Origin of the sequence: Amycolatopsis sp. WGS_07, assembly GCF_045278895.1 — a bacterium.
Classification (GTDB): Bacteria; Actinomycetota; Actinomycetes; order Mycobacteriales; family Pseudonocardiaceae; genus Amycolatopsis.
In genome coordinates, this window is record NZ_CP136053.1 from 210,168 (window position 1) to 233,233 (window position 23,066).

Consider the following 23,066-nt stretch of genomic DNA (forward strand, 5'->3'; position numbering starts at 1 on the left):
CTATCCTCGCCCCGGGCAAGGGCGGTGAACGCGATCATTGGTCGCGTCCACCACTTTCTGGAGGGGAAACGTGCACAGATACCGGTTACTAGGCGGCGCGGTGCTGCTCGCCGCGGCCTTGCTCGTCCCGACCTCGACCGCATCCGCCGCGGCGGCCTGCACCTGGCGTCCGACGGCACTTCCCGTGCCGGGCGAAGGCGGGCTGCCGACCGCGACCGACCACCAAGGCGGCTTCGCCGGCCCTGCCAGGATCGGCATCCGCGACTGGCCGATCGCCTGGAAGAACGGCGCGTACTCCGTCTTCTCCGTGATGAACGAAGTGCTCGGCTACGAGGTGGCCGACGAGAACCGCGCGGGCACGATCGTCGGCACCGCACGGGTCAGCTTCCCGGGAGTCTCCGTGACCACGGCGTACCGCTCTCGCGGCAACGTGCTGGAAGAGCTGCCGAAGCTGGGGAAAAACACCAAGTCCGCCGCGCTCGGCATCAACGACGCGGGCGACATCACCGGCTACGTCTGGGGCGACGGCAGCGGCCTGACCACGGTGGTGCGCTGGCCCGCCGCGCAACCAGGCACCGTCACCACGCTCCCCGGCCTGCCTCCGGAAATCGGCGCGCCCCAGGCGGTCGACAAGGACGGTTCGGTGCTGCTGCGGCGCGAGTCCGCACTCGCGATCTGGCGGGCCGGCACGATCACCCAGCTCGGCATGCTGCCGGGCCTGCGCTTTCCCGACGGCTCGGCGTTCTCCAACGGGCGCGTGGTCGGCACCGCCGACTACAACGGCAAGATAGTCGGTGTCTACTGGGACCAGCAGGGCACCGCGCACGTGCTGCCCAACTCGGGCCACAACATCCCCAGCGGCAACCCGGATTACGACATCAACCGGGACGGCCTGATCACCGGCCGGATCGACGAGGCGCACGGCGGAAACGACAGCAAGGGCACCGGCTACGGCGTGTGGCGGCAGGGCGTGTGGGTGTCGACCTTCGGCGACGTCAAGCTCGACCTCCCGTCCCGGATCAGCGACGACGGCACGGTGGGCGGGGGACGCGAGGGCGACGACCAGACCTACCACCCGTACGTCTGGCGCTGTTCCTGATCGACAGCCGAGCATTGGCCCCGGTCGCCTTTCACGGGCGGCCGGGGCCGATGTCACCGGCGTGCGGTGTCCGAAGTCATGCGCTTCCGTCCGGTGTAGACAGTCCTCAGTGGACGGGAGGGTGGTAGGCGAGCGTGGGCGCGAGCAGGGTGAGCAGAGCAAGCACGAGCGGCAGCAGCACGATCAGGTAGGTGAAGGTGAATCCGACGATGTCGCGTGCCTTGAGGGACAGCACGCCCAGCAGCGGAAGCATCCAGAACGGGTTGATCAGGTTGGGCAGGGCTTCGGCCGCGTTGTAGATCTGCACGGTCCAGCCGAGGCTGACGTGCGCGTCGTTGGCGGCCTGCATGACATACGGCGCCTCGATGACCCATTTCCCGCCGCCGGACGGGATCAGGAAGCCGAGCACGATGGAGTAGCCGCCGATGAGCAGCGGGAACAGTCCGCCGACGGTGGCTCCGGTGAACGCCGCGCCGAGGTAGTGGGACACGCTGTGCCCGGCGCTGTCGGTGGCTTTGGTCAGAATCGCGGCGATGCCCGCGTAGAACGGGAACTGGATGAGCACGCCGCCGGTGGCGGGGACGGCTTTGGTGACCGCGGCGAGGAACCGGCGCGGACGCCAGTGCAGCAGCAGGCCGAGGGCGAGGAACAGCAGGTTGTAGGTGTTGAGCCCGGAGATCGCGGCGATCGGGTCCTTGCCGCCGAACTCCCCCACCGCCCAGCCGCCGACGAGCGCGACCACGACGATGGTGAGCAGCGGGCTGTACTCCAGCCATTCCCCGGGCCTGGTGCGGGGCGGGTCCTGCTCGACCGGATCGCGCGGGTCGACGCCGAGGTCGTCCGCGGTGCGGATCAGGCCGCCGCGCGGAGCGGAGAAGAACGCCACCGCGACGCAGACCGCCACGACGACGGCGGCCAGCAGCAGCGACTGCCAGGAGAAGATGGTCTCGCGGAACGGGATCACCCCGGTGACCGGCAGCAGCGACGACGGGATGCTGGCGCGGTTGGCCTGCAGCTGCGCGGCCGAGGAGCTGAGCCCGAGCGCCCAGCTGCCGCCGAGGCCGAGGTAGGCCGCCGCCCCGGCGGCCCGGTAGTCCATCCGCAGGTCCGCTCGTACGGCGAGGCGGCGGACCAGCAACGCGCTGAAGATGAGGCTGAATCCCCAGTTGAACAGCGCCGAAACGAGGCTGAGCGCGGCGACCATCGCGATCGCGCCCCGTCCGGTGCGCGGCAGCCGGGCGAGCCGGTCGATCGCCTTCCGGACCGGCCCGGCGGTGGCGACGACGTAGCCGCCGATCGCGACCATCGCCATCTGCATGGTGAACGGGATCAGGTCCCAGAACCCGCCGCCGAAGGTCGTGGCGACCCGCATCGGGGACGCCCCGATCGCGATCGCGGCCACGGCGACCAGCGCCACGACGAGCAGGGCGAACACGAGCGTGTTCGGGAACCAGCGTTCGGACCAGTTCGCGGCGCGGATCGCTGTCCTGGCGAGGAATCCGGCCTTCGGCGGTGCGGGCGGGGACTGGGACATGGCAGCTCCTTTGCTGCTCGGGACGTGCTGGCGGGTCAGGCGACGGTGCGCAGGACGTGTTCGGCGGCGGCGAGGTCGGCGAGGCCGCTGCCGACGGCTTTGAAAAGGGTGATCTGGTCCGGATCGCGGCGTCCGGCGACCTCGTCGCGGCAGAGCTGGCCCAGGGTGCCCGCGATCGTCTCCGGATCGAGGACCCCGTCGGCGACCGGCTGGACGAGGTCGCCGGATTCGGTCAGCGCGGTCGGGGTGTCGATGTACACAGTGGACAGACGAAGGCAGTCGTCGTCGGCTTCGCGCATGTGCGGGCGGAAGCTGCCGATGAGGTCGAGGTGGGTGCCGGGGCGCAGCCAGGAGCCGCGGATGATCGGCGTGGTCGCCAGCGTGGCGCAGCTGACGATGTCGGCGTGTGCGACCGCGTCGGCGAGATCCGCGACGACCTCGGCGTCGATGCCGTCGGTACGCAGGGCTTCCGCAAGCCGTTGCGCGGCAACGGGATCGGTGTCGTGGACCAAGACCGTGCGCAGGTCGAACTGGCTGCGATAGGCGGCGGGGAGCATTCCGCCGATGTGGCCGGCACCGACGACGAGGAGCACGCGGCTGTCCGGTCGAGCGAGGCGCGACGCCGCCAATACCGAGGTGGCGGTGGTACGTCGACGGGTCAGCTCGTCGCCGTCGATCACGGCGAGGTGCTCGCCAGTAGTGGCGCTGCTGAGGATGTAGGCCGACGACAACGCGGGCCGTCCGAGCGCGTTGTTGCCGGGGAAGATCGTGACGAGCTTGACGCCGAGATACGCGTCGTCGCTCCACGACGGCATCAGCAGCAGTGAAGCCCCGGAGGCCTCGTCGAGGGAGTGGGTGTGCCGGTCTGGAGTGTGGGCACCCCGGCGGAAACCCTCCCGCAGCGCGGGAATCAGCGCGTCGAAGCGCAAAGCGTCCGCCGCGTCGTCGGCGGTGATGGTGAGCAAGGGGTGTCTCCTCAGTCGTCGAGGTCGCCGCCTCGGACTTGTTACTCGTCGGTAATCGGTCACCGGTAACCGCACACCGGTGACGTGTAAGATGCATCGCGGAAGCCAGGAAGTCAAGAAACACCTCGAGGGAGAACGCGTGGCCGAGCCCACCGCCGGCCTGCTGCGGCACGCCAGCCTGCGGGATCAGGTGCTGGAACTCGTCCGGCACGCGCTGGTGTCCGGCGAGATCAAGCCCGGCGACATCTACTCCGCCTCAGCGCTGGCCGCGCGGCTGCAGGTGTCGAGCAGTCCCGTCCGGGAAGCGATGCTCACGCTGGTCAACCAGGGTCTGATGGAGCCGGTGCGCAACCGCGGATTCCGCGTGATCCCGATGAGCGATCAGGATCTCGACGAGGTCTACGAGATGCGAGTCCTGCTGGAACTGCCCGGCACGCTCAAGGCCGCGGCCCGGATCACCGACGCCGATCTCGAGCGGCTGCGCGCGCTCGCCAAGGACATCGAGGCCGCCGCGGAAGACGGCGACGTCGTCCGCTTCCTCGACGCCGACCGGCAGTTCCACCTCGACCTGCTCGGCTGCGGCGGCAACAAGCGCCTCGTCGACTCCGTCGCCACGCTGCGCGACCAAACTCGCCTCTATGGCTTGGAAAATCTCGCCGAACGCGGCGTGCTGATCGACTCCGCGCGCGAACACCGCGAGATCCTCGCCGCCATCGCCGACGGCGACACCGCCGGTCTGGAAGAACTCCTCCGCACGCACCTGCGGCACATCCGCTCCGACTGGGCACGGAGCTGAGGGCCGCCCCGCACGCTCAGGGAGCGACCAGCCCGGCTTCGTAAGCGAAAATCGTCAGCTGGACCCGGTTGCTGGCGTCCAGTTTCGCGAAAATCCGGGTGATGTGGGTCTTCACCGTGGCCTCGCTCAGGTGCAGTTCCATGCCGATCTCGGCGTTGGTCCTGCCTCGGGCGACGGCGGCGACGATCTCCCGTTCGCGTTCGGTCAGCGTGCTCAGTCCGGCTTGTGCCCGGTGCCGCCGCGGGCTCATCCGGGTCGCGACGAAGTGGCCGATGAGTGTTCGCGTCGTTCGCGGGGAAAGGATCGCCTCGCCGGCCGCGACCACGCGGACCGCGTCGATGATTTCCTGCGGGGAGCCTTCCTTCAGCAGGAAACCGCTGGCACCGGCGCCGAGCGCGTCGAAGACGTACTCGTCGAGGTCGTAAGTGGTCAGCACCAGGACCTTCGGCGGATTGGCCAGCGCGACGACGGCGGCCGTCGCGGCCAGGCCGTTCATCCGCGGCATCCGGATGTCCATCAGGACGACGTCGGGGGCGTGCATGCTCACCTTCGGCACGACCTCGTCGCCGTCGCCCGCTTCCGCGACCACCTCGATGTCGTCCGTGCTGGACAGGATCATCGACAGTCCAGTTCGGACGAGGGGGTCGTCGTCGACGAGCAGCACGCGTATGGGGCGCTGGTTCACCCGGTCAGATTAGTGCCGTCCCACGGCAGCCAAGCCCGAACGGCGAAAGTGCCCTCTCCGGTCGGCCCGGCGCTGACGTTTCCGCCGATCATGGTCACGCGTTCGCCGATCCCGGTCAGGCCCGCCCCGCCCGTTCCCGCGGCGTCTGTCGCGGGGACGGGGTTGACGACTTCGACGGTGATCCCGTTGCCGGGGCCGCCGCGGACGGAAACCTCGGCCGTGGTTCCCGGTGCGTGTTTCAGGATGTTGGTGAGCGACTCCTGGACGATCCGGTAGGCGGTCATGCCGAGCAGCGCGGGCGCGCCGCCGACGTCGTCGATCAGGATCGTCACGTTCGCGCTCAGCCCGGCCTGGCGGGCGTTGGCGATCAGCTCGGGAATGTCGGCCAGGGTCGGCTGCGGCGGTTCGGGGTGCGGTCCACGCTCGCCTCGGTCCTCGAAACCCTGCCCGTCGCGGAGGACGCCGATGACCTGCCTGAGGTCTTCGAGCGATTGACGCGCGGTCGTACGAACGGTTTTCGCCGACTCCGCGGTCGCCGGCCCTTTGCTCACTTCGAGCGCGCCGGCTTGCAGCGACAGCAGCGAAAGCCGGTGCCCCAGTACGTCGTGCATCTCGCGCGCGATCCGGGTGCGCTCCGCGCGACGCGTCATCTCGGCGCGGAGTTCCTCTTCCTTCGCGTCGCGGATCGCCAGCGTGTCCCGCATTCCGCGCACTACGCCGACGGTGAGCGGCACGGCCATCATCACGGACGCGAGCACCAGCGTCGCGATCACCTGCACCACGGAGAACTGCTTGCCGACGATCTGGCCGGCGATGGTCACGTCCGGATGGCGATTGGCGTCCCCGAACAACGCCCACGCCGTGGCGACGTAAACCGGCACGCTCCCGATCCACAAGAGACGGTCGCGGCGGCGGACGGCCAGCGCCGCGAGGGCGATCAACGCGGCCAGCGCGTCGGACCGGAAGCAAAGCGGCGGCACCAAGGCGATCGCGAGAACAAGTTCCGGCCACTGGTGCCGCCAGCAGAGCATGACCGCCGCGGCGATCCCGGTGCAGAACCCGAGCACGGACCACCAGGTCGCGGTGAACGACCCGGAAGCGGGCACGTACCCCTGGGTGCTGAAGACGAACACGCTGCTGATCACGCTCGCCGCGACCGCCACCACCGTGACCACCACGCTGAGCACACGCCTCCCCATGCGGTGAGCGTACGCGGCCGCCCCAGACCGCCCGCGTCGGCGGAACCGGTTCTTCCGCGGCCGCGGATTACGACTTTCGTCGTAACTGGTCCGCGCGCCGAGTACGACGTGCTCGCGTGGTGATCGCTGGTTGGGTGCTGCCCGCGATCATCCGTTCGGAAAGGAAAACCCTGTGACCCAGCAATCCCCCCACCCGCCGGTCTACGCCCCCGCCCTGCCGCCCCGCAACGGCATCGGCATCACGGGCTTCGTCCTCGGCCTGGTGGGGCTGGTCTTCTCCCCGATCCCGTTCGTCGGCGTCGTCGCCTGGCCGCTGGTGGTCCTAGGCCTGGTCTTCTCGATCGTCGGACTGGTCCGGGTCAAGGGCGGAAAGGCCACCAACAAGGGGCTGTCCATCACCGGCATCGCACTGTCCGCACTCGGCCTCGTCGTCTGCGTCGTGTGGGTCTTCGTATTCAACGCGGCTGTCGATGAGGTCCAGACTGAGATCAACCGCACGGCTAAGGTGTCTTACGAGGTCAGCGGGGATGCTAAGAACGTCGATGTTGTTTATGGCGAGGTTCTGAATCCGATTAACGAGACTGTTGCGGCGCTGCCTTGGAATAAGGAAGTTGAGAACAAGGGCGTTTACAAGGGGGGCACGTTGACTGTGACGACCAGCGAGACTGGTGGGTCGGTTACGTGCAAGATCACTGTGGACGGCAAGGTGGTCTCGACCAGGAGCGCTTCTGGCGAGTTTGCTACGGCGGCTTGTACGGGTAATTGACGGGGGTTCGGGGGAAGGCCTCCTTCGCCGTTTTCGGATGGCGAGGAGGCCTTCGCGGTTCCGACCTGGCTGTGATGCGCCGCCGCCGGATGGCGGCCGCACACGCCTGCAACACTCGGCAACTCGTCGCGCCAGCGATGACAGCCCGGCGCGAAGCGACCTGCCGGGCCAAGGACGGCCGGCCGGGGCCGTTGCCGGGAGCATCAGCATGCCAGGACCGAGTCTCAACGACCGCAGTCTCCGCGACTCCTGGTTCAGCACCGTGTGCGACCAACACAGAACACGGCGAGACACGGGCTCCGACGAAACCCGCCCGCTTGCCTACCGGCACGGGCAAGCGAGCCGCAGCCTCTAGCGGCTAGCGATACTCCGGCTTCGGCAGCCACACGCCGTTCCCCATATGCGTGGACGGAACACGGAATACCACCGGCTCGTCATCAATGGAGAATCAGAGAATATTGTCATCGCCTACCGGATGCACACTGCATCGCCGCTTCGATACATCGACCCGCATTTTCGCGACCCTCGACGATCAGCGGTAACCCGCATTCGCAATCCACTCGCCGCCCCCCAGATACGTCGACGGAACTCGAAAGACGGGCTGCTCATGGTCAAGATTGCGCCGGAGAATGTTGTCGCGACCTGCATGCGCGAGAACTTCCCAAATTATCTCAACCACTCCGCCGTCATGTTCGAACCATTTAAGGAAATCTGCACTGTAATACGCTATCGGCCATTGGTTCGGATCATCGGGTTCGGTCCGCCAGCAAAAGATGCCACCCTGAAGATCGTTTCCCCACGGCAGCAGGCCGCCAGACTGGGGGAAAACCTGGCAATCAGTGGACTGGAGGTATTCCAGGTCAGGATTGCCGAGCGCTCCGATCGTCCGCTGGACGCGGTTCCGCACGAAATCGTCCAGGTCGACACGGGAGTCGATCGGGTTCTCGAAAGACACCGCGTTTCTGAAGAATCCAGAGGGAAACCGGCCCATCATTTCCTTGTAATCATCCGGAAGAGCGGTCCCGATTCTCTCTTCCACAACGTCCCAGTCTCGCCCTTTTTTTATACCGCCAGACCAAGAAGCGGCCTCGACTAGCTCATCCATTGATCGCGACGGACGTGACTGAACCATGATTTCCACCTCTTCGACGGCGAGCAATCCGTGAATACGCTATCAGTAGCAGCCCTTACGCTCGACCTTGCCTCCCAGCCGCACGTTTTTGATGTTGGCGTAGCAGACGTAGCCGTTGTCGCCGATGGCGTCGATGAAGATCCACAGTGGCACTGCTGCGGTACTGGGCACGCACCTCGTAGATGATCTCACGGTTGGTGCGCAACGCCGCCGCGATGCGGCTCTCAATCCCTTTGACATCTATCTGGTTTACATCGATGTACTGGTTAACAATATTGATCAGCGACCCGGAGCCGCTGAACCGGTTGGCGATCAGATGGCCGCGCTGCATGGAACTCCCGTCGAATCCGGGCGGGATGGACCTCGTCCACCCCAACCAGCAATCGTCTGACCGCGCAACACCTTGACGGGCCGGTCGCCGACGCACTGCTCGGCGGCCGGCCCTCGTTGTTTCACCGGGGCACACCCGCGCTTCATGTCATTCGAGCACAACCGGGTCGCCGCGCGATGCTCCACCGGTGGACACAGCCTGGAGGCCGCAGCAGTCCGGTGACGTTCCGGCAACGCCACGATCGCAGTGCCGAGACGGGCTGAATGCCATCCTGCTCCCGCCTGGTACTCCGAGCTGACCAGTGAAGGCACCGGATGCCCCCACTCACGAAGGCCCGCGGTCCGCGACCGATCGCTTCGACGGCGTCGCCGGTTGTGCGGCGGCGTCCGGAGAATCCGAGCGCGACGGATCCGGGTACGGCGGATGTGGTCCGCGCGCGGGCGCAGGTGGGCAATGCGGCGGTGACCGCGGCGATGGGCGGGCTGCCGCGAGGTGCGGAGCCTCGGCAGTCGGCGTGGACCGGGCAGATGATGCTCGCTGCCCAGAATCTGGTGGGCAACCAGGCGGTCGCGAACCAGGCCGCGGCGCGTGTCCCGGCCAAGCCTCAACCGGTGCCGAAGCCTCTGCCTGCCAAGCCGGTCGTCCGGAAGGCCGAGGCACAGCCTGCGCCTGCCCCGGACAAGAAGGATCTGGCGAAGGACAAGCCGCCTGAGGAAAAGCCGGAGAAGGGTGCCAAGAAGGAGAAGAGCACGGGCGCGCGCTCGCCGGGTGCGGACCCGAAGTTCCAGGCGTTGAAGAAGGACGTCAACGCCAAGAAGAAGGCCGTCGGCGCGAGTCATCCGCCGGCTGCGGCCGAGGCGGGGGCGGCGCAGGACGCGGCGGAGGCTCCGGCGGACGACCGGGAGGCGCGAGGCAAGGCGGCGCATGCCGAGGACATGGATGCCGCGCAGCCGAAGGAGTTCAACAAGCAGGAGTTCATCCAGGCGGTCAAGAAGGCGTTGGCCGACAAGGCTCCGAAGAACCTGGACGAGGCGGACAAGTTCGGCGAGTCGGGCAAGGCCGAGGAGGTTAAGACCGAGGTCCAGGGCAAGGTGGGCCAGGGCAAGGACGCCTCGGCGCAGGAGATCGCGGACACGACCGCGGCACCGCCGCAACCGGCGCCGGACGCCAAACAGGTCGTGCCGATGGCCGCGGACAAGGTCCCGGGCAAGCCGGGTGCCCCGGACCCGGCTCAGGCGGCCCCGGACCAGCTGCCCGCGTCGGCCACGGACATGTCGGCCGGTCCGGAGCAGGTCGACCGGCAGATGGCGGACGCGCAGGTCACCGAGCAGCAGTTGGCGTTCAAGAATTCGCGGGAACCGCAGTTCGACAAGGCGGTCAAAGAGAAAAAGACCATGGAGGCGCACTCGGAGGCCGCGCCGAAGAAGCTGCGCGCCGGGGAGGCCGGAGAACTCAAGCAGGTCAAGAACTCCGCCGCCGTACGGGCTTCCGCCACGATGGCGGGCATCCACGCGACCCGGGTCGCCACCGGTCAGCAGGTCGGCACCGGGAAGAAAGGCGCGAAGAAGACCGACGAGGACAAACGCAAAGAGGTCACCGACCTTTTGCAGAAGGTCTTCGACCAGACCAAGTGCGACGTCGAGAAAATCCTGGCCGATCTGGACAAGAAGGTCGACGACCAATTCACCAGGAAAGAAAAAGAGGCACGCGACCGCTTCACCCGCGAACACGAAGAAGGCATGGAGCGGTACAAGGACGAACGCTACGGAGGCGCGTTCGGCTGGGCGCGGTGGACGCGGGATCTGTTCGCAGGCCTCCCCGAAGAAGCCAACCGCATCTACGAACGCGCGAGAGACCACTATCTGGCGGCGATGGACCAGATCGTCACCGAGATCGCCGACACGGTGGAAGCGGAACTGAAGCGTGCCAAGAACCGCATCGCCGCGGGCCGCAAGGAACTGAAGGCGGCAGTCGACAAGCTTCCGGCCGATCTGAAAGCGATCGGCCGCGAGGCCGCGACGGAATTCGAAGGCAAGTTCGACGAACTCAAAGACACGGTCAACGACAAGGGCACGGAACTCGTCGACACCCTGGCCACCAAATACGCCGACGCGGTCAAGTCGGTCGACGACGAAATAGCCGCCGAGAAGGAGAAGAACAAGGGCCTGGTGGCCAAGGCGGCCGACGCGATCGGCGGCGCCATCAAGGCCATCATCGAACTGGGCCGCATGCTGCTGGGCATCCTCAGCAAAGCCGTCGCGGCCATCGGCGCGATCCTCAAGGACCCGGTCGGCTTCCTGGGCAACCTGGTCACCGGCGTCGGCGGCGGACTGAAACTGTTCATGAAGAACGCGGGCCGCCACCTGGAAGCCGGCGTGCTGGCCTGGCTGCTGGGCACCGGCGGGACGATCGGCCTTCAGCTGCCCAAGACGTTCGACGTCCTCGGCATCCTGACGATGATCGCCATGATCCTGGGCCTGTCCTGGCCGAACATCCGCGCCCGGCTGGCCCGCAAGGTCCCCCACCAGGCCCTGGCCGCGGCGGAAACCGCGGTCCCGTTGGTCGCGCAGGTCAAAACCCGGGGCGTGGCCGGGATGTGGGACGACCTCAAGACCAGGGTCGGCGATCTGAAGAAGAACCTGATCAGCAATCTGGTCTCGTATCTGCTGCCCACGATCATCATCGCGGGCATCACGTGGATCGTGTCCCTGTTCAATCCGGCGTCGGCGTTCATCCGCGCCTGCAAGATGATCATCGACATCATCCGCTTCATCGTCACCAACGCGCGCCAGATCATCGACTTCGTCAACGCGGTCCTGGACGCGGTACTGGCCATCGCCCGAGGCGGCACGGGCGGCGTGCCCGCGTTGGTGGAACGGGCGCTGGCTCGCGCGATTCCGGTTCTTATCGGGGCGTTGGCGGCGTTGCTGGGTATTGGCGGGATTGCCAGCAAGGTCAAGGAGATCTTCCAGAAAATCGCGCGGCCGGTGAACCGGGCCATCGACTGGGTGATCGACAAGATCGTCGGGTTGGTCAAGAAGCTGTGGGCCAAGATCAAGCCGAAGCCGAAGCGGCCTCGCAGAAAGCCCTGCAAGGACAGTAGACCCGCGAGGCTACGGAGGCCGCGGGCAAAGACACGACCGCCCAAGCCCAAGGGTCGTCCGGACAAGACCAAACGCCCGGACAAGCGGAAAAGCGAACAAGACAGCCGCAACCGTGATCTCGAACGGGCGGCACGGGATCTGCCACCCAGGATCCGGGCCATGCTTGCCAAAGGCATCGGGAAGCTCCGGCTACGAGTCGCGTTGCTGCGCTGGAAGCTGTCCTACCGACTGCGCAAACTGGCTGTGGAGTTCGGCAGCGGCGCAGCACGGGTCATCGCCGCGAACAGCCCGGAGAAGACCCTGGTCGACCAGATCATCGACGCCCAGGGAAGAAACCTCAACCGGATGCTCCGAGACCTGTCGAACGAGGTGATGAACGATCCTCGAGTCCAAGCTCTCGCGGCACAGATAATGCAGCAGCGGCAAAGCGGCGCAGGCACCGCCGCTGACCCGATCAACGTGCCAGGCGGGTTCGGGGGTGCGGTCGGAGCACGCGACCTCCGGGAGCAGGCCATCACCGGTCCCGGAGCCCCAGGCACGCGCCGCGTCGGGCCTGGAGGAATGTTCACCGCCATGGCGGTCGGCCGTGGCCGGTCCTTCCCGCAGGAGGAACACCTGCGCTTGGCTCCCGAAGGCCCGCTCGTGCGGGAGCTCGCCGCGGGCAGTCTCCACCCCGGCCACGTCGTCGTCGCGGCTCCCGTTGGCCAACCGGGACAGGGCAGCTACCGCAAGGTCGCCCAAGACCCGCCCGGCGATCCGCAAAAGTTCATGCGAGCCCTGTTCGCGGTCCAAGCCGGCCAGGCACCGCCACCGGGCTTGTCAGTCGAGCAGCTGGCCAGGGTGACCGAGCTGGCGCGGCTGAGTCAGGTCGAGTCTGCACGCAGCACGAGCGGACTGGTCACCGAGCGCCTCGGCACACATCTGGCAGGCGAGGGAGCCCTGAGCTGGCAGAGCCGCTACGGTAGCCGGGAGCAGCCGATGGTGGCCGGTCGCTCAGGCGCGGTTGGCCGCCGTACGACTCGAGACCTTGGGTTGCCGCCGACGCCCGGACTTGGCGAAGGGATCGGACGTGCCACGGCGGCCGATGTGAACAACTTCCTGCGAATGGAATTGGACCTGGTGCGTAAGTTCGTGGAACGGCATGTAGCCACGCAGGGACACCTCTTCGACAACGACGCGGCGTTGCGCAGGTATGTGAAGAAGGAGCTGCAAGATCATCTGCGGACGGTGCTCTTCTCCCACCACCCGTCGGGCGGGAACAAACCATGACCAGTGAGCAACGAACGGTTCTGTCGCCAGTCGTCGGTCGCGAAGAATTCCAGGACCTGGCCCTTCTTTCTGGCTGGCAGTTGCACACCGTTGTCCAGCCGGACGAGAGCAGGCCGTACGAGGAAATTTGGACCGCCGACTACGGCACCAGTTCGGCGCACTACGTCGAAGATTACCTTCTGGGAGTGGCCTCGGTCGTTACCATGGGCGACCGCGCGGCCGAACTGGCGGAGTTCGTGGCTCAGAACCTCTCCACGCTGACACAAGCCGAAGTGCTGGTGTGGGTATACGCGGTCGTGGATGACCCAGGGCAGCGCGTCCAGGCCCTTGGCTATCTGGCCGCGGTAGCTCCCCCTCAGGCCGCCGACGCATTCCTTGCCGTGCTGGAGGATGCGCTGCACGCCAGCCAGCCAGAGGTACGCCAAGCCGCGCTTTATGCATGCGTATACCTATCCTGGCCCGAAGTCGTACCACTGGTAGAAGCCGTGCACAACGGCGACCCAGACGAGACAACCCGGTTCAACGCCGCGCAAGTCCTGGAGGCGATCCGCCGGCACCAGAACCCGGCATCCTGAGCTGAGTCAAGTCGCCGGGCTTCCGACCGTGGTTCGCGCCCGTCGGCTTTCCCGCTTCGGGACTGCTTATCGGGATCGATCTCATCGCAGCTCCGACGCCGGACCAGGCAACCCGTCCCAGCGGGTGCGAGCCCTAGGCAGGCCGCGACGCCATCCGATACCAGTGCGCCAGGCTGCGAACTGTTAGCTAACGAGTTCGGGCTTCGAGTTCTCCATGACGCACCTGCGCACTCCAGATTCGAGAGGCTTTCGGACCTGGGAATGTGTGACAGCCAGACCAGCCCCGGACGCAGGAACCACGGATCGAGGTCGCCCAGCAGCTCCTCGCGCACCCTCGCGAGCCCCAGAACTCCAGTCCACCGCAGACCTTCAGCTCTGCGTTCGGGTTGCCCCCGCTGGAGGCATCTCCCCCGCACCACCGTGCAGCGACTCCCAGCCTTGAGCCGATCGAGCGGCAACGCTCGCCACACCCGCTGCGCAAACCGCAGGCACGCAGGAAGAGCGATAGCCCATCGACATGGGACTCCATGAGTCGGTCTTCCCGGCTCATCAACTGTGTCTCGCTCGTTCGACTCCGCGATCGTCTCCACCGCTCTGCCGTCGACGCAGCGGGTACTGGCGATCTCCGCTGCAAACTGGCGACGGACGATGTACACAATGGAGCTTCGAAGCTCGACGTCGAAATCGCGCCAAAGCAGACACTCATCCCGGCCAGGGCGTCCGACCCCATACCCGAACTCGCGATAGTAGACTTGCCCGGGCACAGGAGCGAACCGGGGAGGGATCGCTGTGAGTCCGCTGAAAGCTACCGTCGGATGGCTGCTGCCAGCCGCGCTTGACCTGACGCCCGAGCTTGACCACTATTTGCCCCAACCTGGCCGTCGCCCCCTACGCCCCACTCGACCAGTCGTGACCACGCGCCTGCTGCTTGCACCCGGCTGCTACCTGCTCGCCCTGGCTCTGATCGTCTGTTTCGGCTCACTGCAGAGCCAAAACACAGAAGGGTTGGTTTCCGCACTGGGGCTTATCGGGATCCTAGTCGTCCTCTACCTGACCGCCGCCGTCCGACTACCGACTTACCGTTGGTCATTCCGGTCCGCCGACACATTGCAGCCGGGAATGTGGGTTTCTGTCAATACCGAAAAGAAGGGACTTACCCGAGTAACGCAGATCCTCTGCATATTCGAACATCACGGCCGAGCACATCCCATTATGGTCGGCCTACATAATGGCCGGCAGCTGCAATTAAGACGCGATGAAAAAGTACAAGTTTTCAAACTTCGCGATCCTTTCTCAATCATCCGTCGACCGCGTCCGAACATACAGGCGAGATTCAAGGTCCTCAGGTCGCCAGTCGCAGCGACGACGAGATTTCTTCACGCCAACAGAAACTCGACGATATCCGACATCTGCTCTGACTTATCCACGCATGGTCACGACCGCAAGATCATCCTAGATGCCATCGACGCTACCCGAAGGCTAGGCATCACCAGCCGGAGAACTCATGGGAAAATTGGACTGACCGCCGCAGGGGAGGTGTGGCATTACGAACAATCCCGCCGCCACGGCGTCGAGGTCTTTCATCGAGCAAAGGAGAAGGAACCGGTGAACATTGTCAATAGCGGGCTCATGCAATTCGGCAACAACAATAATGCACACTATGCACGAAGCTCTGGCGACGGCAGTGCGGCCCAGGCGTCCAGTTCAACGACCCCGATCGATCGCGACATTGATATCCTGCGCGAACTTCTGACAGTTCTGGCACGACCGGCCGTTCGAAAAGAGATCCACGAGGATGCACTGCCGGTCCTCGACGAGCACGTCCAGACCCTGTCCGACGCCGTCAACCATCGAACGCCATGCAACGAAGGAACCCGGCGCGCAATCAAAACTATCCTGGCCATTGCAGGTCAGTTGGTCATCGGCGCCGCAGGAAATGGGCTCTACGAAGCCCTCAAACAGATCGTTGCATAATCGCACTTATAGTCAACGTAACCCAAGGACAGCGCCGAGCCGCAGTAATCTAACACCTGCCAAGTTCACGACAGCTGATGTTCGCATTGATGTCGGCTGACTGAGGGTTTCCCTGGGCCGACCGAGCGGGAGACCCAGACAAGACAACGGGCCATGTTGTGGACAGTTTCCGATGCCGGTCAAGCTTGCGATCACGCTGGCAAGTACACGCCGACAGCAGCAGAACAATCCACACTGGGACGGTCTCGAAAGTCAGATGGCTCAGCATCCTGCCCGCCACCGCGATTGCCGCCCAACCAGCAGCACGGCCAACTGAGGGCTGCGGAGTTCTCTACGGTCCTGGGACCGCTTCTGCTGGATCCGGCCGCCAGCGGCACCCTGCGTCCACCCGCCTCGACCTTGGTCCCAGGCTCTCCTCAGAGCTGCAGGCGCACCCGTCTCTATCAACCAGATGCCTGGCGAAGACAGTAGACCGGTCTCCGCTAGCCGACAGACCGGTCTCCGCTAGCCGACCGGTAACACCGCATAGCAGCGGATCACCGCGGAACTGCGAGAACACTCACCGGCCACCGCATTGGCGATCGCACCTACTGGGTCGGCGGCGAGCCGGAGAGCCCGTTCCCGGAAGATCTCACCTGGTATTGCGCCGGTCATCCGAACCTGGCCTGCCGGTGGTCTCGGACGCCGTGCCGCTGGACGCCGGGACCGACTAGGCCGCAGTCGTCTCCGCCGCCATGCTGGAGAAACCGTTCCGGCCACCCGGCGTCGAGATTCGCCAGGCGTGGCTGGTCCTGCCGGAACGCATCGTCGAGCCGGAACGGCAGCGGCTCCTCGATCTGCTTCCCGGTGGCGATACGGAAGCCGACTGACCGAGGCTTTTGTTGCCTGGCAACGAGGAGTGGCTTTCATCGCGCCGGACGCGGCGGTGGCGTGCCGAGCGGGCTGCGGTCGGTGCAGCCGCTGGCTCCGCATTCGCAGGCCCACCGGTACGGCACCGTGGTCACGTCGCGTCCGGTGGCCGCCGCCCAGAGGTGTCCCTGGCGGGCGGCGACGTCGTTCTCGAATGCTCGCTGCGCGGCCAGTTCGCGTCCCGCAGCGAGCTTGGCGGTGATGCCGGGTTCGAGAGCGGAGTACACGGCATCGTACGTCGCCGGCCAGTCCGGGTTCTCTGGCACCTCGATCACCGGGCGGCCCGTGGCGGCGGCCTCGCTGCGGACCAGGTCGGCGAGCACGGTGTCGCGAGCGACGAGGCGTTCGAGCCGATCCGGGCGAGTATCCGGCCGAGACGCGCGCCCTGCACGGGTCCGCTCCGGTGTGGGGAGGAGAAACACAGCGCTTCCGATCGGCAGCGGGGCGGCCATCGACGGCATCAGCTGCGGCCCCTCGACCAGGACGGGCACCGGTTCCGTGGCTCGGGCGCGAACGTCGGCGATGACGGGTGGTAGGCGCGCGTGCGCGGTGGCGACGAAGGCGGAAGCTGCCTGCTCAGGGCCCTGCGCGAGTTCTTCGTCAAGTGTCGTGCTCGCTGCGGGGAGCCGCTCTTGGTGGTCGTAGGTCCACATGTCCACTGGATGCAGCGGCAGGTCGAGATGACGGCTCAACAGCCACGCGATCGTTGACTTGCCAGCTCCCTGCGCACCGCCGAGCCAGAGCATGGCCGGCCACGAAATGTCCTCCGCTGACACCGGTACTGACACCGCCCCTCCCCGCGTCCGCGCCGTGACAGCCCCGTGTCCGCCCGGCTGGCGAATGTGGTCACAACAAACCACAAACCCAGCCAGGGAGAACCGAAAATGTCCACCTTCACCACCCCCAACCCCATCACCGCCGCCATCACCACCGCTGGGGCGAACGTCCGGATCACCGCAGGTCAGAGTGCCGAGACCGTCGTGCAGGTGCGGCCGGTTGACGCGGCGAACTCCACCGATGTGAAGGTCGCCGAGAAGACCAAGGTCGACCTCGCAGGCGGCGTGCTCTCCGTCAAGACCACCAAGTCCGGCCGTCAGACCGGTTCCGTTGACATCTCCATCGAGCTGCCCGCCGGGTCCAAGCTCGTCTTGAACACGGCCTGGACTGAGGTGCGGGCGGACGGTGTCCTCGGCGACTGCGAGGTCAACATCGGCTCGGGGCAGGTCCGGCTTGACCAGGTCGGCGCGCTGCGCGGCAACCTCGGGGCGGGTGGGCTCGCGGTCGGGCACGTCGCTGGGGACGCGGTCATCGAGGGCAGCGCGGCGGGGTTGCGGATCGGCGAGGTCGACGGCGAGATCCGCTACCAGGGTACTAGCGGCGAGGTCTGGATCGGGCACGCCCGCTCCGACGTGGATCTCGGCGGGTCGAATGGCAGGTTCGACATCGGGACGGCGGACGCGAGCGTCGTCGCCAAGGCTGCTAACTGCCCGATCCGGATTGGGCGGGTTACGCGGGGGCAGGTGGAGCTGTCGAACGCGGCTGGCGGGATCGAGGTCGGCGTCAGTGCGGGAACGGACGCCGACGTGGACGCGAAGAGTACGAAGGGAGCTGTGCGGAGCACGCTCGGCGCGTCGGACGGCTCGGGGGCCACGCTCAAGGTCCACGCGCGCACGCGGCTCGACGACATCGTCCTCTATTCCGCTGCCTGACCGGCCGGGTGGATGGCAGGATCTAGCAGGTGCAGATCAAGATCCTGGGTCCCTTCGAGGTCCGCGACGGCGACCTGGCCGACGTGCCGGGTGCGCGGTTGCGCGGGCTGCTCGTCGCGCTCGCGCTCCGGCCGGGGCAGGTGGTGCCGAAGGCGACGCTGATCGACTGGATCTGGGGCGAGCATCCGCCGGCCGAGGCGGCGAATGCGCTGCAACGCCTGGTTTCCCGGCTGCGCAAGGCACTGCCGGGAGCCGTCGTCGAGGGGCTGACGGACGGGTACCGGCTGGCGATCGACGCGGAGGCGGTCGACGCGGTGCGCTTCGAGCGGCTCGTTGCCCAGGCCCGGGAGGAGCGCGGGCCTGGGCGGCTGCGCGAGGCGCTGGAGTTGTGGCGCGGGCCGGCGATGCAGGACGTCGGTTTGCAGGAAAGCGAGGCGTTCGACGCGGCGGCCACCCGGTTGGAGGCACTGCGCCTCGCGGCGATGGAGGACCGGTTCGAGGCGGAGATCGATCTCGGGCACGGGGCGGATCTCGTCGCGGAGCTGACCGACCTGGTGGCCGCGCATCCGGTCCGGGAGCGGCTGGTCGGCGCGCTGATGCGGGCGCTGGCCGCTGCGGGGCGCACTACCGAGGCGTTGCAAGCGTTTCAGCGCATCCGGGAAACGCTGGCCGACGAGCTGGGAGCCGATCCGTCGCCTGAGCTGTCCGCGTTGCACGTCGCGTTGTTGCGGGGCGAGGTGGGGCGGCGCGAGGAGAGTCGTAAGACCAATCTGCGCGCCGAGTTCACCAGCTATGTCGGCAAAGAGGCGGATGTCGCCGCGGTTCGTGATCTGGTGTCGGAACAGCGGCTCACCACCCTGATCGGGCCCGGTGGCTCGGGAAAGACCAGGCTGGCAACGGAAACCGCCCGTACGTTGGTCGCCGGTCTGCAGCACGGCGCGTGGCTGGTGGAGCTGGCCGCCATCGGGACCGGCGACGACGTCGCGCAGGCCACGCTTTCCGGGCTCGGCCTGCGCGACGCGCTGCTCGGCGAGGCTTCCGCCGCGGATCCGGTCGACCGGCTGGTCTCCGCGATCCGCGACCGCGAAATGGTGCTGGTGCTGGACAACTGCGAGCACGTCATCGAGTCCGCGGCCGCGCTCGCGCATCGGCTGCTCGGCGAGTGCCGCGGGTTGCGGATTCTCGCGACGAGCCGGGAACCGCTGGGGATCACCGGGGAGGCGTTGTGGCCGGTCGAGCCGCTCGCGCGGGCTGAGGCCGTCCAGCTGCTGCGGGATCGGGCGACGACGCGGCGCCAGGACCTCGCCGACGACCGGACGCTGGGCCGCATCTGCGCCGCGCTGGACGGGATGCCGCTCGCGATCGAGCTGGCCGCGGTCCGGCTGCGCACGATGTCCGCCGAGCAGCTCGCGGACCGGCTTGACGACCGGTTCCGGCTGCTGACCGGCGGCAGCCGCACCGCGCTGCCCCGGCACCGGACGTTGCGCGCGATGGTCGACTGGAGCTGGGAACTGCTCAGCGACGGCGAACGGCTCGTGCTGAGCAGGCTGTCGGTGTTCGCCGGCGGCGCGAGCCTGGAAGCGGCGGAACGGGTCTGCGCGGGCGATCTGGTCGACGAGTACGAGGTGCTGGACCTGCTCACCGCGCTGAGCGACAAGTCGCTGCTCGTCGCGTTCGGCGAAGGCGCGCCGCGGTACCGGATGCTCGGCACGATCAAGGAGTACAGCGCCGCACGGCTCGCCGAGGCAGGGGAAACGGACCTCGCCCGGCAGGCGCATCTCGCGTACTTCACCGAGCTGGCCGAGACCGCGGAGCCCCACCTGCGTCGCGGCGAGCAGCTGGAGTGGCTCGCCGTGCTCAAGGCGGAGAACGACAATCTCGTCTCGGCGATGCGCGGCGCGCTCGCGGCAGGCGACGCGCACTCCGCGATGCGGCTCGCGGCCGCCTGCGGCTGGTACTGGTGGCTCGTGGGCCGCAAGGCCGAGGGCATGGAGCTGATCAGCGCCGCGATCGCGATTCCCGGCGAGGTCCCGGACGGAACCAAGGCCGTGGTGTACGCCCTGACCTCGATGTTCGTCACGTCCGGACCCGGCGACGTGCCGGAAGCCGCGGAGTGGATCCACCAGGCGTACGAGTTCGGCAAGCACGTCCGGCACTGCCACGCGGCGCTGCGGCTGGTGGTGCCGCTGGAGATGATGCTGGGCGACACGACCGCGCTGATGCCCGCCTGGGAGTCGCTGCTGGACGACGAGGACCCGTGGGTGCGCGCGCTGTCCCGGCTGCACATCGGCAAGATGCGGATGATGCTCGGCCAGGACTGCGAATCCTGGTTCGACGAATCGCTGGTCGAGTTCCGGGTGCTCGGCGAACGGTTCGGCATCTCGTTCGCGCAGACCGAACTGGCCGGCTGCGTGGCCATGCGCGGCGAGTTCGCCGAGGCCAGCGAGCACTTCGACCAGGCGATCGCCGTCGTCGCCGAACTGGGCGCGCTGGACGACGTCGTCCAGATGCGCATGCGGCAGGCCCGGCTGCACTGGCTCGCGGGCGACAAGGACGCCAGCGCCGCCGCGGTGGCCGAGGCGGAAAGCCTCGCGGAAGGCGTCACCTGGCCCGGGACGCTGGCCTCGCTCGCTCTGGTCCGGGCGGAGCTGGCCCGGTGGAACGGCAACGCGCAGGAAGCCTTCGACCAGTTCGGCCACGCGATGAGCCTGCTGGGCGACGAAGCACAGCAACCGCATCTGCGGGCCGCGACCCACGACCTGCACGCCTGGTTCGCCGCCGATCTCGGCGAGGCGCGCGAACACCGTGCCGCCGCTTGCCGTGCGGCGGCGGAAACCGGACGCGCGCCGGAGATCGCGCAGGCGCTGGTCGGGGTCGCTGACCTGGCGTTACGACGGGAGCAGTACGACCACGCCGCGCGGCTGCTGGCGGCGAGCGCGCGGGTGCTCGGCCGGAAAGACCTGGCGAACCCGGACGTGCCGCGGATCGAGCAGCAGGCGCGCGACCACCTCGGCGACGAAGCGTTCGAGCAGGCCGCGCGGGAGGGCGCGGCGGGCGAATGGAACGAGCTGGTGACGCTCGCTCTCTGACACGGCTTCCGGCCCGTGTCAGGGCCGTGACAGTCCGGTGTCTGGCCTCCCGGCGATCGTGGTGACAACAAGCCACCACGAGAGGATTTCCGATGAGCCAGCAGGTTTCCCCGGTCCACGGCCTGCCGATGGACCGCGACGCCGGCCCGTTCGACCCGCCCGCCGCGATCACCGCGCTGCGCGAGACCCGCCCGGTCAGCCCGATGCTCTTCCCGGACGGCCACGAGGGCTGGCTGGTCACCGGGTACGACGCGGTCCGTCAGGTGATGTCCGACGCCCGGTTCAGCAGCCGCCAGGACCTCGGGGTCATCCACGTGCCGTACGAGACGCCGGGAATGCCGGTCGCCACCGAGCCCTCGCCGCAGATCCCCGGCCTGTTCATCAGCATGGACGCGCCCGACCACACCCGGCTGCGGCGCAAGCTGACCGGCGCGTTCACCGTCAAGCGGATGAAGCAGCTCGAGGACGGCATCATCGCGATCACCGAACAGCAGCTGGACGCGGTCGCGCAGCTCGCGCAGCCGGTGGACCTGGTGCGGGAGTTCGCGCTTCCGGTGCCGTCGCTGGTGATCTGCGAGCTGCTCGGCGTTCCGTACGCCGACCGCGAGACCTTCCAGGCGAACTCGTCGAAGTTCATGGAACGGGACGTGAACCTCGAGGACAAAATGGCCGCGTTCGGCGCGATGATGGGCTACCTCGGCCAGCTGTGCACGGACAAGCGCGCCGAGCCCGGCGACGACATCCTCTCCGACCTGGCCCGCGACGAGGACCTCAGCATCGAAGAACTGACCGGCATGGCGTTCCTGCTGTTGCTGGCCGGCCACGAGACCACTGCGAACATGTTGTCGCTCGGCGCTTTCGCGCTGCTGGAGAACCCCGCGCAGCTGGCCGAACTGCGCGCCGACCCGACGCTGTTCCCCAACGCGGTGGAAGAGCTGATGCGCTACCTGTCGGTGGCCGACATCTTCTACCGCTACGCGACGGAGGACATCGAACTCGGCGGCGAAACGATTCCGGCCGGTTCGACGGTCGTGGTTTCGCTGCTGGCAGCCAACCGCGATCCGGGGCGGTTCGAGAATCCGGACGTGCTGGACGTGCGTCGGAAGGTGCGCGGGCAGGTGGCGTTCGGGCATGGGATCCACCAGTGCCTTGGCCAGCAGCTGGCCCGGATCGAGATGCGGGCCGGGTTTGAGGGGCTGCTGCGCCGGTTCCCGAATCTGCGGCTGGCGGTGCCGGCTGGGGAGGTGCCGTTGCGGACCAATATGAACATTTACGGGGTGCATGAATTGCCGGTCGCTTGGGGCTGATTGCCGGCTGCGGTTTTCGCCGAACCATAACCGGACGAGCCAGCGTTCGACCTCGGATCGAAGCCGCGCTGAACCCCGAGCGCGGTCACGACGCGGGCGGGTCGGTGATCTCGGCCCGCATCGCGTCGGTGAGCGCGATGTGCAGGGGCGGGTCGTCGACGTACTCGCCCCGCCACACGTCCTTCCATCGCCGGTCGATGGATCTGCGGTGCATGACGTGCAGCTCGATGACCATCGGGCCAGCCAGCAAGAAAACGGCGTTGTGCGCCTCGCGCCATTCGCTGGTCGCGTCCGCTACGGCCGCCGTGAGGTTGGGGTCGCGTCGTTGCTGACGAAGCTGTTTGACGTGCTGCCAACGAAGTTCCCGAGTCGCGGACCTGGTTTGCCGCCGGTGGTTCATGCCGGCCGTCGCGAGCCCGACCGCGCTGGTAAGCACGGCGGCCTCCCGCATGCGCTGAGAGCAGGGTTTCCCTTGATGGCACGGCTTCATTGATCCGTCAACGTGTCCCCGGCCGATCGTCGTTACCAGGCGTCGCACGACGGGGTTCCGGCAGTCGGTGGGTCACTCGGACAGCCCAGTAACAGTGACCTTAAGTACGCTCGCCGAAATTCCTTCACCACGT

At 67.3% G+C, this 23,066-nt stretch carries 18 protein-coding genes; 10 read left to right on the plus strand and 8 right to left on the minus strand.

The window, feature by feature from the left end; genetic code table 11:
- The first annotated feature begins 70 nt into the window (after positions 1-70).
- A complete protein-coding gene (locus RPX00_RS00910; RefSeq protein ID WP_406636473.1) occupies positions 71-1,099 on the plus strand; it encodes a hypothetical protein in 1,029 nt (342 codons plus the stop codon).
- A gap of 106 nt (positions 1,100-1,205) precedes the next feature.
- Here RPX00_RS00910 and RPX00_RS00915 read toward each other — a convergent pair whose 3' ends face one another.
- Both RPX00_RS00915 and RPX00_RS00920 read right to left on the minus strand, forming a co-directional pair.
- Positions 1,206-2,633: a TIGR00366 family protein gene (locus RPX00_RS00915; RefSeq protein WP_406636475.1), complete on the minus strand. Its 1,428-nt coding sequence runs from the start codon at positions 2,631-2,633 to the stop codon at positions 1,206-1,208.
- A gap of 35 nt (positions 2,634-2,668) precedes the next feature.
- Positions 2,669-3,598, minus strand: coding sequence for an ornithine cyclodeaminase family protein (locus RPX00_RS00920; RefSeq protein ID WP_406636477.1), 930 nt, complete (start codon positions 3,596-3,598; stop codon positions 2,669-2,671).
- Between the two features lie 139 nt (positions 3,599-3,737).
- Between RPX00_RS00920 and RPX00_RS00925 the strand changes: the two genes are divergently transcribed.
- The gene (locus RPX00_RS00925) at positions 3,738-4,394 is read left to right on the plus strand and encodes a GntR family transcriptional regulator (RefSeq protein ID WP_406636479.1); all 657 of its coding nucleotides are present in this window, start codon (positions 3,738-3,740) and stop codon (positions 4,392-4,394) included.
- A gap of 16 nt (positions 4,395-4,410) precedes the next feature.
- Here RPX00_RS00925 and RPX00_RS00930 read toward each other — a convergent pair whose 3' ends face one another.
- Both RPX00_RS00930 and RPX00_RS00935 read right to left on the minus strand, forming a co-directional pair.
- Positions 4,411-5,058 carry a response regulator gene (locus tag RPX00_RS00930; RefSeq protein ID WP_406642724.1) on the minus strand — a complete coding sequence of 216 codons (648 nt, stop codon included), beginning with the start codon at positions 5,056-5,058 and terminating at the stop codon, positions 4,411-4,413.
- A 17-nt stretch (positions 5,059-5,075) separates the two neighbouring features.
- Positions 5,076-6,278, minus strand: a complete 1,203-nt coding sequence (locus RPX00_RS00935; protein ID WP_406636481.1) for a sensor histidine kinase — start codon at positions 6,276-6,278, stop codon at positions 5,076-5,078.
- 172 nt (positions 6,279-6,450) lie between these two features.
- On the opposite strand from RPX00_RS00935, the gene RPX00_RS00940 reads away from it, so the two are divergent.
- Positions 6,451-7,044, plus strand: a complete 594-nt coding sequence (locus RPX00_RS00940; RefSeq protein WP_406636482.1) for a DUF4190 domain-containing protein — start codon at positions 6,451-6,453, stop codon at positions 7,042-7,044.
- 532 nt (positions 7,045-7,576) lie between these two features.
- On the opposite strand, the gene RPX00_RS00945 is transcribed toward RPX00_RS00940, so the two are convergent.
- Together RPX00_RS00945 and RPX00_RS00950 are read right to left on the minus strand one after the other, a co-directional pair.
- Positions 7,577-8,203, minus strand: a complete 627-nt coding sequence (locus RPX00_RS00945) for an SMI1/KNR4 family protein (RefSeq protein WP_406636484.1) — start codon at positions 8,201-8,203, stop codon at positions 7,577-7,579.
- A gap of 28 nt (positions 8,204-8,231) precedes the next feature.
- Entirely contained in the window at positions 8,232-8,507 is a 276-nt protein-coding gene (locus RPX00_RS00950; RefSeq protein ID WP_406636486.1) for a DNA/RNA non-specific endonuclease, read from the minus strand.
- A 314-nt stretch (positions 8,508-8,821) separates the two neighbouring features.
- Between RPX00_RS00950 and RPX00_RS00955 the strand changes: the two genes are divergently transcribed.
- From RPX00_RS00955 to RPX00_RS00970, 4 genes are all read left to right on the plus strand, one after another.
- Complete coding sequence (locus tag RPX00_RS00955; protein ID WP_406636488.1) at positions 8,822-12,880, plus strand: hypothetical protein; 4,059 nt, start codon at positions 8,822-8,824, stop codon at positions 12,878-12,880.
- Complete coding sequence (locus RPX00_RS00960; RefSeq protein WP_406636490.1) at positions 12,877-13,455, plus strand: HEAT repeat domain-containing protein; 579 nt, start codon at positions 12,877-12,879, stop codon at positions 13,453-13,455. The genes RPX00_RS00955 and RPX00_RS00960 overlap by 4 nt, the downstream gene beginning before the upstream one ends.
- A 909-nt stretch (positions 13,456-14,364) precedes the next feature.
- On the plus strand, positions 14,365-15,429 hold the full coding sequence (locus RPX00_RS00965; RefSeq protein ID WP_406636492.1) for a hypothetical protein: 1,065 nt from the start codon (positions 14,365-14,367) through the stop codon (positions 15,427-15,429).
- 734 nt (positions 15,430-16,163) lie between these two features.
- The gene (locus RPX00_RS00970; protein ID WP_406636494.1) at positions 16,164-16,298 is read left to right on the plus strand and encodes a hypothetical protein; all 135 of its coding nucleotides are present in this window, start codon (positions 16,164-16,166) and stop codon (positions 16,296-16,298) included.
- A gap of 36 nt (positions 16,299-16,334) precedes the next feature.
- Here RPX00_RS00970 and RPX00_RS00975 read toward each other — a convergent pair whose 3' ends face one another.
- Positions 16,335-17,126, minus strand: a complete 792-nt coding sequence (locus RPX00_RS00975; RefSeq protein WP_406636496.1) for a hypothetical protein — start codon at positions 17,124-17,126, stop codon at positions 16,335-16,337.
- 96 nt (positions 17,127-17,222) lie between these two features.
- On the opposite strand from RPX00_RS00975, the gene RPX00_RS00980 reads away from it, so the two are divergent.
- The 3 genes from RPX00_RS00980 to RPX00_RS00990 all read left to right on the plus strand — a co-directional run bounded on the left by RPX00_RS00980 (position 17,223) and on the right by RPX00_RS00990 (position 22,443).
- Positions 17,223-18,047: a hypothetical protein gene (locus tag RPX00_RS00980; protein ID WP_406636498.1), complete on the plus strand. Its 825-nt coding sequence runs from the start codon at positions 17,223-17,225 to the stop codon at positions 18,045-18,047.
- Between the two features lie 29 nt (positions 18,048-18,076).
- Complete coding sequence (locus RPX00_RS00985; protein ID WP_406636500.1) at positions 18,077-21,136, plus strand: BTAD domain-containing putative transcriptional regulator; 3,060 nt, start codon at positions 18,077-18,079, stop codon at positions 21,134-21,136.
- A 92-nt stretch (positions 21,137-21,228) separates the two neighbouring features.
- Positions 21,229-22,443 (plus strand): cytochrome P450, encoded by a 1,215-nt coding sequence (locus tag RPX00_RS00990; RefSeq protein ID WP_406636502.1) that lies wholly within the window; start codon positions 21,229-21,231, stop codon positions 22,441-22,443.
- A gap of 85 nt (positions 22,444-22,528) precedes the next feature.
- Here the strand turns inward: RPX00_RS00990 and RPX00_RS00995 are convergent, their stop codons facing one another.
- Positions 22,529-22,894, minus strand: a complete 366-nt coding sequence (locus tag RPX00_RS00995) for a hypothetical protein (protein ID WP_406636503.1) — start codon at positions 22,892-22,894, stop codon at positions 22,529-22,531.
- Between the last annotated feature and the right edge of the window lie 172 nt (positions 22,895-23,066).